Annotated in this window: 13 protein-coding genes; 6 read left to right on the top strand and 7 right to left on the bottom strand. The window is 43.8% G+C overall.

The window, feature by feature from the left end; translation table 11 throughout:
• The coding region (locus EI162_RS10660; RefSeq protein WP_192523111.1) for a helix-turn-helix domain-containing protein at positions 1-349 on the bottom strand (349 nt) is incomplete at its 3' end.
• 113 nt (positions 350-462) lie between these two features.
• Here EI162_RS10660 and EI162_RS10655 point away from each other — a divergent pair.
• Both EI162_RS10655 and EI162_RS10650 read left to right on the top strand, forming a co-directional pair.
• Positions 463-1,896 (top strand): peptide MFS transporter, encoded by a 1,434-nt coding sequence (locus tag EI162_RS10655; protein WP_318779316.1) that lies wholly within the window; start codon positions 463-465, stop codon positions 1,894-1,896.
• 394 nt (positions 1,897-2,290) lie between these two features.
• Complete coding sequence (locus EI162_RS10650; RefSeq protein WP_192524341.1) at positions 2,291-4,123, top strand: aminopeptidase P family protein; 1,833 nt, start codon at positions 2,291-2,293, stop codon at positions 4,121-4,123.
• Between the two features lie 97 nt (positions 4,124-4,220).
• Here EI162_RS10650 and EI162_RS10645 read toward each other — a convergent pair whose 3' ends face one another.
• The 3 genes from EI162_RS10645 to EI162_RS10635 form a co-directional block, all read right to left on the bottom strand.
• On the bottom strand, positions 4,221-5,051 hold the full coding sequence (locus EI162_RS10645) for a hypothetical protein (RefSeq protein ID WP_225735347.1): 831 nt from the start codon (positions 5,049-5,051) through the stop codon (positions 4,221-4,223).
• 128 nt (positions 5,052-5,179) lie between these two features.
• Positions 5,180-6,451, bottom strand: a complete 1,272-nt coding sequence (fabF, locus tag EI162_RS10640) for a beta-ketoacyl-ACP synthase II (RefSeq protein ID WP_225735348.1) — start codon at positions 6,449-6,451, stop codon at positions 5,180-5,182.
• A 227-nt stretch (positions 6,452-6,678) separates the two neighbouring features.
• A complete protein-coding gene (locus EI162_RS10635) occupies positions 6,679-8,079 on the bottom strand; it encodes an anhydro-N-acetylmuramic acid kinase (RefSeq protein WP_192524338.1) in 1,401 nt (466 codons plus the stop codon).
• Positions 8,080-8,199: 120 nt separating this feature from the next.
• Between EI162_RS10635 and tyrS the strand changes: the two genes are divergently transcribed.
• Entirely contained in the window at positions 8,200-9,411 is a 1,212-nt protein-coding gene (gene tyrS, locus EI162_RS10630) for a tyrosine--tRNA ligase (RefSeq protein WP_192524337.1), read from the top strand.
• 187 nt (positions 9,412-9,598) lie between these two features.
• Positions 9,599-9,829, top strand: a complete 231-nt coding sequence (locus EI162_RS10625) for a DUF1653 domain-containing protein (protein WP_192524336.1) — start codon at positions 9,599-9,601, stop codon at positions 9,827-9,829.
• Between the two features lie 80 nt (positions 9,830-9,909).
• Here the strand turns inward: EI162_RS10625 and EI162_RS10620 are convergent, their stop codons facing one another.
• Positions 9,910-10,866 (bottom strand): alpha/beta fold hydrolase, encoded by a 957-nt coding sequence (locus EI162_RS10620; RefSeq protein ID WP_192524335.1) that lies wholly within the window; start codon positions 10,864-10,866, stop codon positions 9,910-9,912.
• 229 nt (positions 10,867-11,095) lie between these two features.
• Here EI162_RS10620 and EI162_RS10615 point away from each other — a divergent pair, with 229 nt between their 5' ends.
• Entirely contained in the window at positions 11,096-11,752 is a 657-nt protein-coding gene (locus tag EI162_RS10615) for a hypothetical protein (protein ID WP_192524334.1), read from the top strand.
• Positions 11,753-11,776: 24 nt separating this feature from the next.
• Here EI162_RS10615 and EI162_RS10610 read toward each other — a convergent pair whose 3' ends face one another.
• Both EI162_RS10610 and upp read right to left on the bottom strand, forming a co-directional pair.
• A complete protein-coding gene (locus EI162_RS10610; RefSeq protein ID WP_192524333.1) occupies positions 11,777-12,529 on the bottom strand; it encodes an SDR family NAD(P)-dependent oxidoreductase in 753 nt (250 codons plus the stop codon).
• 127 nt (positions 12,530-12,656) lie between these two features.
• Positions 12,657-13,316, bottom strand: coding sequence for a uracil phosphoribosyltransferase (upp, locus tag EI162_RS10605; protein WP_192524332.1), 660 nt, complete (start codon positions 13,314-13,316; stop codon positions 12,657-12,659).
• Positions 13,317-13,598: 282 nt separating this feature from the next.
• Here upp and EI162_RS10600 point away from each other — a divergent pair, with 282 nt between their 5' ends.
• A complete protein-coding gene (locus EI162_RS10600; protein WP_225735346.1) occupies positions 13,599-14,303 on the top strand; it encodes a DNA glycosylase in 705 nt (234 codons plus the stop codon).
• Positions 14,304-14,814: the final 511 nt, after the last annotated feature.

Raw genomic sequence — 14,814 nt, 5'->3', positions numbered from 1 at the left:
TGCCGCCTTGTCTCTTGTCCCTCCAGATATAGCGATAGATGCTCATGTGACTAATACCACCATGAACGCCGGCTATTTGTTCAGGACTCCAGCTGTCTTTTAGCTTATCTGTGACCCAATCCCATACGTCAGCGATGATGCTGGGCGCATTGTTTGACCGTCTGTCACAAGCCTTGTTATTAGCATTCTTTGCTCGGTAACCGCGCAGGCCTTTATTACGCCTAAGCTCTCTTGATATGGTGCTGGGACTTCTGTTTAACGCCCTCGCTATAAATTTAATACTATGTTTTGCCCCTTTAAGGGCATAAATCTGGTATCGTTCACCTAGGCTTAGATGTGTATAGTTCATGGTTGCAATCTCACTTTGGTCGGTGGATAAAAACTTTGATGCTAGCGCATCTAGGTCTTTTTTTCACCTCACATTTGGTATTGCACTTCATGTGTTAATCTAAGTATTACAGTATTCGCCCGCTATTAGTACTATTTATGGTAGCGACCGTCGGTAGTGGTGGCTTTGGCTTCGATGAAGTCACCGCTTCTGCTATTTACGGTATTTTTGCTGGTTCATTGTACTTAGCCGCAGTACCGGGCGGTTGGTTGGCGGATAACTGGCTCGGCCAAGAACGCGCTCTTTGGTGGGGCAGCATTATTATTGCCCTCGGTCATTTATGTATTGCGTTGTCGGCAATGTTTGGCATGACGCTATTTTTTGTTGGTTTGATATGTATTGTTTTAGGGTCGGGGTTATTTAAAACCTGTATCTCTGTCATGGTGGGGGCACTGTACACTAAAGGCGACGTGCGCCGTGATGGCGGCTTTACTTTGTTTTATATGGGAATCAATATCGGGGCACTATTAGCGGCGCTGATTGTTGGGGTATTTAAAGAAAAAGGCATGTGGCATGTCGGTTTTGGGGTAGGCGGTCTTGGTATGCTGGCCTCATTGTTGATCTATCGTTTTTCTGCCCAAAAGACCTTAACTCACTATGCACAAGCCAAAAATATTACGCCCGAATGGGAGTACGCCAATGGCCGCTATAAAAACATAGGTCGCTGGGTTATCGGTTTCTTGGCGTTATTGGCAGCGATTGTTGTTTTGGTCGCGAGTGGCATGATACCGTTTAGTCCTGAAATGGTCGCAGAGTATATGACTTATATCATTGCAGCGGTGGTGATAGGCTACTTTGCGATTATGTTTGTCTCGCCACGCTTGGACAAGACAGACAAGCTGCGTTTGCTCACTTGCTTTATTTTAATTATTGGCTCGACGCTATTTTGGTCAAGTTTTGAGCAGCAGCCGACCTCCTTTAACCTATTTGCCGATCGCTATACCGATCTGAATGTCTTAGGCTTTGAGATACCTAGTATCTGGTTCCAATCGTTGAACCCACTGTTTATTTTAATGCTCGCACCTATCGTCAGTATTATTTGGGTCAAACTTGGTAAGCGAGGTATTGAGCCTAGTAGTATGACCAAGTTTGCACTTGGTATGTTAATTACCGCTGCAGGCTTTTCGTTGATGATTTTTGCCTCCAAGAGTATTTTAACCAATGACGGTGGCCTGGCATCTCCATTATGGCTAGTAGGGAGTTTATTACTGTTAACCTTGGGTGAATTGGCACTTAGCCCAGTGGGTTTATCATCGATGACTAAGCTGGCACCAAAAGGTATGCAAGGTCAGATGATGGGTCTATTCTTTGCTTCTGTGGCGATGGGTAATCTGGTTGCTGCATTTTTCGGTGGACACGTTTCAGCGGATAAAATCGAAGGTTTACCAAAATTATTTACAACGATGACCATCTTTTTGGTGGTGACGGCAGTGGTATTATTAATATTGGCAAAACCTATTAATAATATGCTGGTAAAAAGTGAGCAGGCAGATAAGCTTGGTTCATGAATCATCTAGGTTAGAATTTATAAGTTAAAACCCCTTAATTTTAATGAGTAGCATTGCGATAAATGCTAGATGGTAGGGTGGACGAAAAGATGTTTTACTATTATCGGTAGCACATTTTATTGTTTCACTTAGTGAGTTATTTGCCACAAGCTATTGAAAGCCTATTTTCTGCCCAAACATCTAGTAATGTTCTGCTTTATTAAAAGTTAGCCTAAATTATCTAACTATTTCATATAGATTTAATTCTCACGATATTGAACCGTTCATTCATATTTAAATATAACCGTTCAATAACGCGTAAAAATTACTCGCACAAATAAGACGACTAACCATAGTCGCCTCACAGTCGTATTTCTTCAAATCTAATTTTTTAAAATCAATAAGGAAATATTCAATGAATAAACAAACCATCCACGATCGTATCGATAGCCTACGTCAGGAACTGGCGTCACAAGACCTCACGGCTATTATCGTCCCATCGGCGGATCCACATTTATCTGAGTATCTGCCAGAATATTGGCAAGCGCGTTTATGGTTGTCAGGCTTTACAGGCTCAGTTGGTACACTGGTTGTCACCGCTGACTTTGCTGGGTTGTGGACGGACAGTCGCTATTGGGTACACGCTGCCGATCAACTAGAAGGAACGGGCATCAGCTTAGAGAAGCTTGCGCCTGGTCAGCCGAACCATATCGAATGGTTGGCTAAGCATTTGCAAGAAGGTGATAGTGTGGCAGTCGATGGCAATGTGTTGTCTATTGCTGAGCAAGATCGACTGTTAAATGCTTTTGATGCCAATGACATTACCCTCATCACTGAGCGCGATGTGTTGACAGCAATATGGACAGATCGTCCAGCGTTGCCAACTGCTAATTTATATCCGCACGATGCACAGTTTGTCGCCCAATCTGCTACCGAAAAACTTGCTGCAGTGCGTGCTGGTATGGTAGATGCTGGAGCGACACATCACTTGCTTTCAAGCTTAGATGATATTGCATGGTTGACCAATTTGCGCGGTGCTGATGTCGATTATAATCCAATATTTTTGTCGCACATGCTTATCGATGCTGACTCAGATGCTCTAAACAGTGCGACATTGTTTGTCGATAATAATAAGGTTAGTAGCGAGATTGCGCAAAGTTTAAAAGACAGCGGTATTACTCTTGCTGCTTATGACGCTGTACAGGATGCGTTAGCAACATTGACGGCAGAGGATTTATTATTACTAGACCCGAGTAAAGTCGCCGTTGGTACGCTATCTAAAATGGCAGATGGTGTAGGCTTTATCGAGCAGATGGCACCCAGTACTTTGCTCAAGTCGGTTAAATCTGACTCTGATATTGACCATGTACGTGAAGCGATGCGCCAAGATGGGGCGGCATTAGCGGAGTTCTTTGCCGCATTTGAGCAGCGTCTCAATGCAGGTGAGCGTCTAAGTGAGCTAGATGTGGATAGTATGCTGATTGATGTACGTAGTCAGCAGCCGAATTATGTCTCACCAAGCTTTCCAACGATTGCAGGTTTTAATGAAAACGGTGCCTTGCCGCATTACCGGGCAACGCCAGAGAAGTTCAGCTACCTTGATGTGAACGAAGGCGAAGGTGGCTTATTGTTAATCGACTCAGGCGCCCAATATCAAAACGGCACCACTGACATCACCCGCGTGGTCGGCATCGGCCAAGTAAACAGCAATCACAAAAGTGACTTTACCACGGTGCTCAAAGCCCACGTTGCTTTAGCGCGTGCAAGCTTCCCTGATGGTATCGCCTCACCATTGATTGATGCGATTTGCCGTGCGCCATTATGGCAGGCACAGATGGATTATGGTCATGGTACGGGTCATGGTGTTGGTTATTTTCTCAACGTCCATGAAGGCCCACAAGTCATCGCTTATAGTGCCAGTACGCCAAAAGAGCGTGCCATGAAAGAAGGTATGATCTCAAGTAATGAGCCGGGTCTATATCGCGAAGGCAAGTGGGGTATTCGTATTGAAAACTTGATGGTAAATATGCCAGTTAGCAATCCAACTGAGACAGAGTTTGGGAGTTTCTTAAGCTTTGAAACCGTCACTTATTGCCCAATTGATACACGTCTAATTGAACCTGCATTATTGAACCAAGTAGAGATTGATTGGTTGAACGATTATCATCGCCAAGTCTATGCCGAGCTAAAAGACCGCGTTGACGGTGCCGCGCTTGAGTGGTTAACCGAGCGTACGCAAGCAATCTAAAGCGGAAATCTCTACCTATAAACCAGAAATAGCAAAAGCCCCGTTAATCGATTAACGGGGCTTTTGCTATTTAAAGATTGTATTTTAGAGACTAGATTTATTTTTTCGCTACGCTATCATCAGTGACAGCGTTGTCTTCCTCGGTTAAATGCTGAGCCATCTCGGCACGTAGCCAAGACTTTAAGTTTTCTGACATTAGCATCATTTGATCACTTAAGTAGTCATCAATCTGCATTTCTAACTCGCGGATCAATTCTTGATGCGTACTATTCAATTTTGTATCTTTTAAGGCCAAGCTAATCGCTGCACTGGCTTTATCATTAATGGCTTTGATACTGCTATCACTTTTGGCACGCTTGTCAGCTGTATTACGGTTGTCATCAGTACTGCCGTCATCAATGGTATTGGCATACTCACTAATGGTCATATGCGCAGTCGCTATATTTGTAGAGACCTTCTTTTCAACACTATTAATGACACTGCTATTATCACTTACCTTTTCTGTGGCATTTGTATCAATAGCGGTGGCCGACTCAGGGTGGTTCTCTTCCTGCTGTTTTTTAGTGGCCTCTGCTTGCTCATGAAGTCTGGCTTCTTCTTTTGCTTTGGTTTCTTCTTTGCGCTTGGCATCCTCAGCGGCTTGTTTTTCTTCTTCTTCTTCTAAACGCCGCTTTTCTGTAGCCGCCTGTTCTTGGGCTTGTTTGTCGGCAATAGCATTGGCAATTGCTTGTTCAGCCTCATGATTTTCGTAAAGCTCATCGACATGCGTGTCTAGATCATGGGTGTTAAAAACAAAACTTTCAAAAGGTGTATCAGCTTGCAGTAGGGTGGTGATATCTTTCAGCTCTTGGGTGATTGCTGCGCGAATAGGCTCAGGCGCACACGTCCAGCGCTGGTAAAATTGATGTGAAAATGAGTAGCTTGACATGGTATCGTCCATAAATATTCTAAAAATTACCCCTTATCATACGCAAGGTCGATAAGGGGCTGCAAGTGGACAAACGTAGCAAATTTGACACCAAAGTTACAACGACGAACGTTGTGAGCTTTTAGACGTTACTGTTTGACAGGCCAGCGCGCAAATATTAGCGAGCCATTCGTACCGCCAAAGCCAAAGCTATTGGTCACAGCATATTGTAAGTCATCGACTTTGCGTGATTGATTGGCGACATAGTCGAGGTTACAGTTGTCCTCAACATTATCTAGATTAATCGTCGGTGGTACCTGCTGGTGCTGTAGTGAAAGGACGGTAAATATCGCCTCGATACCACCAGCCGCGCCAAGCAAGTGACCGGTCATCGATTTGGTTGAGCTAACCAAGATGCGGTCTTTCACTGGAGCAAACACGGTTTCAATCGCAATCGATTCAGCAACATCACCCGCAGGGGTGCTGGTACCGTGGGCATTGACGTAGCCAACTTTCGATGGCTCAATACCCGCATCGTTTAAGGCGTTTGTCATCGCTCGTGCCGCACCGCTACCATCTTCTGGAGGTGCAGTAATGTGGCTCGCATCGTCACTCATACCAAAGCCAACCAGCTCAGCGAGTATGGTTGCACCGCGTGCTTTGGCATGGCTTAAGCTTTCTAACACCACCACACCCGAACCATCGCCAAGTACAAAACCATCGCGACCTTTATCAAATGGACGCGAGGCTTTGGTTGGCTCATCGTTACGCGTCGATAGGGCATGCATGGCACCGAAACCTGAGATACCAAGCGGGCTTGAGCCTTTTTCACTACCGCCAGCCAGCATCACATCAGCGTCACCATAAGCAATCAAGCGCGCCGCTAACCCCATAGCATGGGTGGCCGTAGTACATGCAGTTGACGTCGCGAGGTTTGGACCTTTTAGCGTATGCTTAATCGCTACCAGACCCGCAGCCATATTGACAATAGAACCTGGAATAATAAAGGGTGAAACTTTTGTAGCGCCTTTTTCTCGCAGCGTATCGCGACTGTTTTCAATGGTTTGGATACCACCAATACCTGAGCCCAAAATAACGCCAAAACGTTCTTGATCCACATTGTGTACAGGAGCATCAGCCGCGCCTATTTCATCGATAAAACCCGCATTTTTTAATGCCATCGAAGAGGCGGCAACCGCATAATGCATAAACTCATCATAGCGGCGGGCGTCTTTGGCATTCATATATTGCTTGGCATCGAAATCTTTGACCACGCCAGCAATTTGCGCACGATAATCAGTGGCATCGAAGTGAGTAATTTTAGCAATACCGCTTTCGCCATTGAGCAGTTTTGTCCATGTGCTTTCGACATCCAGACCAAGCGGGGTAATAGCGCCCATACCAGTCACCACCACACGCATATCATCAGAGCGCTCATAATGTGGGGGCTTCCGGCGTTTTTTTGTCTGTGCTGCGTTAGGAGTATTCATGGTATCGTTCGTAGCTTGGTCGATAAGTGAATCGGTTGGTGAATTGCTGTGTTGGCTCATGCGATATATCCTGTACTTACGAGTCCTAAAAAGAGGGTGATTCATGAGCCATTATAAAACACATAAGTGCACGTGTGTAAACTAAAAATATTAACCCATCAGGCAAAACAAACTTGCCCCAATACCACATCCTTATTTGCCCCTGTTACTGCTGGTAGGTTACCTGTTTCGCCCATCAGCGTTTGTTTTGCTAGCCAAGCAAAGGCAACCGCTTCTACCCAAGTTGGATCAAGCCCTAAGCTTGTGGTGGTTTCTACCCTACAATGGGGCAGATGTGCTTGTAAACGCGTGAGTAAATAATCGTTAAGCGCGCCGCCACCGCAGACATATACCGAACTGTCTTCATTTGCTTTGATAAACAGGTTGATTTGCGCACTGGCACTGATGGCTGTCAGCTCAGTGAGCGTCGCTTGCACATCCGCTGACGAATAGCGCGTATGGGCAGACGCTTGGTCGAATCTTTGTAGCTCATCTTGTAGCCATGCTAAATTAAAGTCTTCACGACCAGTGCTTTTTGGATAAGCTTTAGCAAAAAATGGATGTTCTAAAAGTTGATTAAGTAACGGCTCGACGACCTGCCCAGACTGTGCCCAGGCGCCCCCAGCATCGTATTCCTTATCGGTATGCAGTGTGGTCCATGCATCCAATAACAAATTGGCAGGACCGGTATCATAACCAACGACGCTAGCTGTCTGTTGATAAGTAGGGTGATCGCTATTGTGATTAGTGCTTTGATTGCTACTTTGATTGTTATTATCAGCAGAAAGTGCTGGCAAGACCGCTATATTAGCGATGCCGCCCAAATTGAGTAATACGCGGGTGCTATCAGGCGTCGCAAATAATGTTTGATGGAAAGCTGGAACCAAGGGCGCCCCTTGACCGCCGACCGCCATATCGCGGCGACGAAAGTCACTGACCACACTAATGCCAGTGCGCTCAGCGATAATATTGGCATCGACTAATTGCAGGCTAAAACCCATTTGTGGACGATGACGCACCGTTTGTCCGTGACAGCCAATTGCTAGTACCGCCTCCGCATCAATATCCGCTTGCTGCAATAATGTATTGACCACGTCGCTAGCAAATTCGCCATACTCACGGCTTGCCCAGCCGAACCAGTCTAATTCGCTATTAGGCTCATCAATTTTCGGCATCAAGTCTTTGACACCATTGGGCTGACATAACGCCAATAATACCTCACGCAAACGTGGGGGGAAGTCTTGGCTGTACGTTGCTATTAATTGCATAGGAGCATTGGATACACAACTGGAGTCAGAATCGCTATCAGTAAAGTCAGAAAACTGACAAATTACGGCATCCATACCATCCAAACTGGTCCCTGACATCATACCAATATATAAACCGTCATCGAAGTTTTCAAACACAGTTTGTTCGAGTGCTTCGCTTAGGGCAGCATAATCTAATTCATCGTTATGCTCAGAATTGGCATCTGGATGGGCGGTATTGGTATTAACAGTGGCGGGTATGGGCTTACTCATGGCAATTTACCTTAAAAAACGCTAATATATCTGCCAAATTCTAACATTTTTTATCTGCCATCGAGGTTCTAAAGCTTCTGAAGGTATTAATAATTTGATAAAGACAATAAAGAGAGCGAAATGACCGACCACTCATACACCCTAGAAGAACAGCTTGCCCTTATCCAGCGCGGCACACAAGAAATCCTGTCTGAAGAGGATTTAGTTGCTAAGCTTAAGCTAAACCGTCCACTGCGTATCAAGGCAGGCTTTGATCCTACTGCGCCTGATTTGCATTTAGGGCACACAGTGCTGATTAATAAGCTCAAGCACTTCCAAGATTTAGGTCATGAGATTTATTTTTTAATCGGTGATTATACCGCCAAAATTGGTGATCCTTCTGGCAAGAACAGCACGCGCCCGCCATTGACCGATGAGCAAATCAAAGTCAATGCTCAGACCTATGCCGAGCAAGTTTTTAAAATCCTAGATAAAGAAAAAACCCGCATCGTCTTTAACTCTGAATGGTTTAATGACATGTCAGCAGGCGATATGATTCAGCTGTCTAGCCAGTTGACCGTATCGCGCATGCTGGAGCGCGATGACTTCTCTAAACGCTATGCAGCGCAAACGCCAATCGCTATCCATGAGTTTTTATACCCGTTGGTGCAAGGTTATGATTCTATCGCCTTAGAAGCTGATGTCGAGCTGGGCGGGACTGATCAGACCTTTAATATTTTGATGGGCCGCACCTTGCAAGGTCGTTATGGTCAAGAGCCGCAAGTGTGTATCACGGTGCCTATTTTGGAAGGGCTAGACGGCGTCAATAAAATGTCTAAGTCATTGAATAACTATGTGGGTATTTATGATGCACCAGGTACCATGTATCAAAAAATCCTCTCGATGCCAGATACCTTGATTCGTCGTTATTTTGAGTTTTTAAGCTTTAAGCCGATGGAAGAAGTCGAAACTTTAATGAGTGAGATGGAAAATGGTCGCAATCCACAAGAGATTAAACGTGTCCTTGCCGAAGAGTTGATTGAACGCTTCCACGATGCCGATGCTGCTGCTAATGCGCATAAATCTGCGGGTAACGTACTTGCCGATGGCGAATTACCAGTGGACTTGCCCGAGGTAACGTTAGATTTGGCAGGTGCTGAAGCATTATTTATTACCCAAGTACTAAACCAAGCTGGACTGGCAAAAAATAGCTCGTCTGCTAAAGACATGATTAAGCGTGGCGCGGTAAAAGTAGATGGCGACGTCGTCAATGCTGGCTTTAGCTTAACGGCTGGGCAAACGGTTGTTATCCAAGCAGGTAAAAAGGCTTATGCGAAAGTGACGGTGGGTTAATAATCCCGTACTACTGGTGCTAATTTTTCTTGTTTGCTGTTCGCAGGCGTGACAGAGACTGCGAAAAATTTACTCCAGTAGTACTCGTGTCGGTTTTAAAGTAAATCAACTATGTTTGCTTTTTCTATGTGAATATACTGCGACAGTATTTAGCTCGTATATTTAAGATATACAATAGGATGAAATCATGACAAAAACTATCGTATCCCAAGGTATTTACCGCCATTATAAAGGCAATCTATATCAAGTTTTACACACTGCGCAGCACTCCGAAACTGAAGAAGCGTTAGTCGTTTATCGCTGTCTATACGGTGAGTATGGCGTTTGGGTTCGACCGCTTACAATGTTTGCAGAAACAGTGATGCGTGACGGTAAAGAAGCACCTAGATTTGAGTTGATTAAAGCATTGGCTGACTAATCCTTTCAAGATTCAAAAAGCTTAGATTTTATTACCCAAATAAAAAGCGACCCATTGAGGTCGCTTTTTTTGCCTTAGCACTAACCCTGCAAAAACTCTTTTAATACTTTATAAAACCCAACAGGCTCATCCATCGGTACGGCATGACCTGAGCGAGGTAAGACGATTTCGCTTGCATCGGGTAGCATCTGGGTAATTTTCTGCTGCCATGTCGAATTATATAACTTGGAGCGACCACCGATAAGGTTAACCACTGGAATAGTGACACGGTCTATCGCACCCCGAAAATCATAGGGCAATGCCAAATAGGCTTGTAAGCAGCGCATCTTATGTTGCCAAATCTGATGTTCATAAAACACCAACTTATGATCGTTTTGATGGGTTAGCACCTGTACGATGGCTTTTGAGCGTGGACGATTTACCGACCACAATGAAAACAGGCGTTCGACGTCAGTAACGCGACGTTTAAGCGCAAAAGGCAGATGGGTAAAGCTATCAAGGTCAGCATAAGGCAGCGTCATATCCACTACCTCATGAAAAATATCAAACACTTCTTGCTGGCGCGCGCCAAACAGCCCACCTTGCCAGTCAGACTGATTATGAATAGCAGGACTTTGGTCTATATTTAAATAGCGACTGACTCGTGATATACCATAACGCTCAAAATATGCCCACATCACTTGTGCGCCCATCGAGATAGCGGCAACGGGTAATGTCTCTATATTGCGCGTCAGGCAAACTTGCTCAATCACAACCTGCATATCGTCAGCATACTGGCGTACAAAATCAAACTGGGTCATATTGATATCTTTTGCAGCGCCAAACCCTCTTAAATGCGGCAGATAAAATGCATATTTGCCAGTTAACGGTAAAATAAACGGCAAGAACTCACGCGCATCCATACCATAAGCATGCAATATCATGACAGGCTTGCCATTACCTATGACAGAAACCGGCAGTAGCGTGCCGTCATTTGTAGCGATATTTATTGTGTGTAATTGATACTTAGCGGGTAGGCTCAGGAGTTTGGTTTTCATATGATATTGTCGCTTTATTTTTATTAAGCCATCTTAGTTTTTATCAGAACGTCTTAGCCTAAATGCCTTGTGGTAAAAGTCTTTATCTCACTCATCAAAGACTGCTATATTAAAGCAGTTAAGCTGACCATAGCATAAAATCGGTCTGGCATATATTCAATAGCTAACCCATGTAATCAATAATATAGTAGTCGTATAATAGGTTTGATGTTAATAAGGATGTTAGCTTATGGGCAAGTCCACCTTACCACTACTTGATAGCAGTCTTTATCCACAAATCTGGCAGCAGCAGGCTTTTATAAATCCACAAGCTTTAATTTTGGCGATGCTTACGACAGATACTACACCTGACGCTGCTGCTTTTACGACGCAATTATTAGCAAATGCAACTTATAAAGAATGGATCAATGCCACTGTATTTGGGCGCTACCTTCATCGTAACTTTACGGCGTTTTATCAGCAAACAGAGGACAGCTTTAATCTAGATATGCCGGCGTTATTTCGTCAGGAATTGATGCGTCATGCGCAGTATTTACCACTAGAGCAGGTATTGTTTTTTGTAGGGAGTTTGTCAAAAAGCATTCGGCAAACAAAGGTGTTAATCACTACGGTCAATCCTGCTACTGCCATAATCAACGCTCAAAAGATAAGTAAAAAATCTACAGCAACTCAGCCAATGACCATCATCAATCAGATAACAATCACCGGTCAGCAAGTATTAGGATTTCCCATCAGGCACAATAAACGCACCAGTGACCGTATTCGAAATGAGGTATTGATTTTAGGTTTTCAGGATTTACGCTTGGTAAATGAGAAGAATGTCATCGCCAAAAAAAGAAGCAATATAGAGGGTGCTATATTGCTTCGGACTTACGAGTTACGTTGATAAACTTGAGAATAGATTTAAGCCTTAAGACTCTTGCTTGGCAATCGTCAATCCATTATAAGTTTGTGCAACAGGCATGACTTCCAAGCGATTGACGTTAATATGCGCAGGCGACTCAATCAACCATAATAAGATATCGCCAATATCGTCGCCGGTCATGGTTTTAAAGCCATCATAAACTTTGGCAGCTTTATCATCATCGCCATGATAGCGTACGTTTGAAAACTCAGTCCCCGCAACATTACCCGGTTCAAGGTTGGTCACCCGCACTTGTGTACCAATTAAATCTGCCCGTAAGTTCAAACTGAACTGTTTGACGAATGCTTTGGTCGCGCCATAGACGTTACCACCAAAGTAAGGCCAGCTACCGGCAATCGAACCAACATTGATAATATAGCCGCTATCACGCGCCACCATTGCTGGTAGGACTGCATGAGTCAGCGCCATCAGACCTTTGACATTAGTATCAGTCATACGCATCCAATCATCGAGATCGGCACTCTGTGCAGGCTCTGTACCAAGTGCGAGCCCTGCGTTGTTGACTAATACGTCGATCTGATTAAACTCTTTTGGCAGCTCAGCAATGATTTGCGGAATAGAAGCCGTGTCACTGACATCCATCACAACGGGCAAAAACGACTCGCCGAGGGTTTCTGCTAAAGTATTTAACTTATCGAGGCGTCTGGCACAGCCGATCACGCGGTGTCCTTTTGCAACCAAACGCTCAGCCAACGCTTTACCAAAACCCGCGCTTGCTCCTGTAATCAATACGTTCATTGTTTATCCTTATCGTTGATACCCTATTGTTTTTATCATAATTGTTATGACGACTGCTTAGCTTAAATATTTTGGCTTATCTATTTCAACTTAATAGCTATTATCTCAATCATAATGAGATTGAAAGTTATCTATTTGATAGTTGCTTACCAAATATTTTATCACCAGCATCACCCAGACCTGGGATGATATAGCCGTGCTCATCCAAATGACTGTCGAGCGCTGCGGTATAGATAGTCACGTCAGGATGCGCCTCATTGACCAAACGAACGCCTTCAGGTGCAGCCACTAATACCAAGGCTTTAATATTAGTACAGCCATTTTTCTTTAACATCTCGATAGTCGCAACCATTGAGCCGCCAGTCGCTAGCATTGGGTCAATAATAAGCGCAGGACGTTTGTCCATGTGGCTGACGAATTTTTCAAAGAAAGGTACAGGCTGCAAGGTTTCTTCGTCACGCTGCAAGCCCACCACAGAAATTTTCGCTGTAGGAATCAAATCGAGTACGCCGTCGAGCATACCAATACCCGCACGTAAAATCGGTACAATCGTTGCGGTTTTACCGATAATTTGCTCACCAGTAATTTCACCGCACCAACCCTGCATGGGGAAGGTTTCAATTTCAAAGTCGCGGCTTGCTTCATACGCCATCAAACGTGCAAGCTCTTTGGTCAATGTGCGGAATTTATAAGTACTACAGTCTTTTTCGCGCATAAGACTGAGTTTATGACGGACTAGTGGATGATCGATTACCGTAATCTGTAGGTCGCTATTTAAGTCACTCATAAGAACTCTCTTCGTTTTTGGGCTATGCTTGCGCAATTACTGCGTTCGCCATTAGTATAAAAGATACAAACACTTACCGCACTTTAACCATTTATGTAGCATACAAATAGTAAGCTTAGAGACTCAATAATCAAGCAAGCTAGATACGTTTAACGTGCTCATCTTTCTATTTAAGTCGACTCTTTAGGCTAAGCCTGTTTGACTATATAAAGCCTTTATAAGCGAAGCAGTGTTTAGACCTGCTATGATACCAAAAAAACACCTTTTCTGATGAAGAATATCATGACCAAAACCCCATCGAATACTCACATCAATCAATCAAAACCTGCTAACAATTTTATCTGGTCACAAGATTTAGAGACCGAAACGGCAGATATCGAAACCCACCCTTTTGGCCCTGTATTGCCGCCCGATGCAACAGTAATGATGATGGGTAGCTTTCCGCCCACAGCAGATAAATGGGCAATGAGATTCCATTACCCCAATTTTCAAAATGATATGTGGCGCATTTATGGCCGCGTATTTTTTGACGATGCCGATTATTTTAGAGTAGGGAAGGAAAAGCGCTTCGACCCTGAGCGTATCAGAGATTTTATGTTCGAGCGCGGCATCGCCTCTTGTCCAACAGTAGTACAAGCGATTCGAGAAACGGGAAATGCTTCTGATAAATACCTTACCGTTGTCACTCCTATTGCACTAGATAAGATATTGACGCAAGTTCCAAAGGTTGAAGCCTTATTTACCACGGGTGGCAAAGCAACCGAGGTATTGCTTAATATGCTGGATACGCCACCCGCTAAATCAAAATACCCCAAGACCAATCAACATATCGACTTTCCTTATAAATGCGCCGATAACAGTGTTAAGTCTGAGAGTCATGATTTAACCTTATATAGACTGCCATCTACCTCGCGGGCTTATCCTTTGGCGTTAGATAAAAAGGTTGCGGCTTATAGGGAATTCTTTAAAAAGGTTGGTAAGCTATAATATAGTTGGTCTATAAACAGTTCAGCTATAAAGTTGTCATATATAGCTGAACACTACTATATATAGACCAACCACCATAAACAAAATAGCCAAGATTAAACGGTTAATAGACATTCATAATAAAAGTAAATTATTTTAGCGTTAACTAACTGATAAATAGGGGTTATTAATTTTTTGCTTAGATAATAATAAAAACAGTGCCCAAACCCCCTTGACCGCCTCTCAAACAAGCGTATAATGCCACCCAGTCGAAAGGGAAGCTAGTTTAGAAAGTGGATTACCACCTAGAAGAATTAGCGATTAGATTGAAGGTTCAGACTAACTACATAAGTAGCTAAATTAGAAACTTCAAACTAAATAAAAAATACCACTTGACTTCGAAAATTAACCGTCTATAATACGCACCTCATTAGGGGAGACTGGAACACCTAATATGTAGATTACATATTAATAACTCAGCTAACTCATTGAAACAAATTATAAAAAAGCTTGACAAACCAAATCATTATGA

It is taken from the genome of Psychrobacter sp. FME6 (genome assembly GCF_014861365.1).
Classification (GTDB): domain Bacteria; phylum Pseudomonadota; class Gammaproteobacteria; order Pseudomonadales; family Moraxellaceae; genus Psychrobacter.
This window is presented reverse-complemented; position numbering and strand designations above follow the sequence as displayed.

Coding starts and splice junctions, on each gene's coding strand:
- EI162_RS10635 (WP_192524338.1), bottom strand. CDS start 8,079: ATGAGTAAGCCCATACCCGCCACTGTTAATACCAATACCGCCCATCCA.
- EI162_RS10625 (WP_192524336.1), top strand. CDS start 9,599: ATGACAAAAACTATCGTATCCCAAGGTATTTACCGCCATTATAAAGGC.
- upp (WP_192524332.1), bottom strand. CDS start 13,316: ATGAGTGACTTAAATAGCGACCTACAGATTACGGTAATCGATCATCCA.
- EI162_RS10600 (WP_225735346.1), top strand. CDS start 13,599: ATGACCAAAACCCCATCGAATACTCACATCAATCAATCAAAACCTGCT.
- fabF (WP_225735348.1), bottom strand. CDS start 6,451: ATGCGTGTGGTGGTGACTGGTATGGGCGCTATTACCCCGCTTGGTCTG.
- EI162_RS10620 (WP_192524335.1), bottom strand. CDS start 10,866: ATGAAAACCAAACTCCTGAGCCTACCCGCTAAGTATCAATTACACACA.
- EI162_RS10615 (WP_192524334.1), top strand. CDS start 11,096: ATGGGCAAGTCCACCTTACCACTACTTGATAGCAGTCTTTATCCACAA.
- tyrS (WP_192524337.1), top strand. CDS start 8,200: ATGACCGACCACTCATACACCCTAGAAGAACAGCTTGCCCTTATCCAG.
- EI162_RS10645 (WP_225735347.1), bottom strand. CDS start 5,051: ATGTCAAGCTACTCATTTTCACATCAATTTTACCAGCGCTGGACGTGT.
- EI162_RS10650 (WP_192524341.1), top strand. CDS start 2,291: ATGAATAAACAAACCATCCACGATCGTATCGATAGCCTACGTCAGGAA.
- EI162_RS10610 (WP_192524333.1), bottom strand. CDS start 12,529: ATGAACGTATTGATTACAGGAGCAAGCGCGGGTTTTGGTAAAGCGTTG.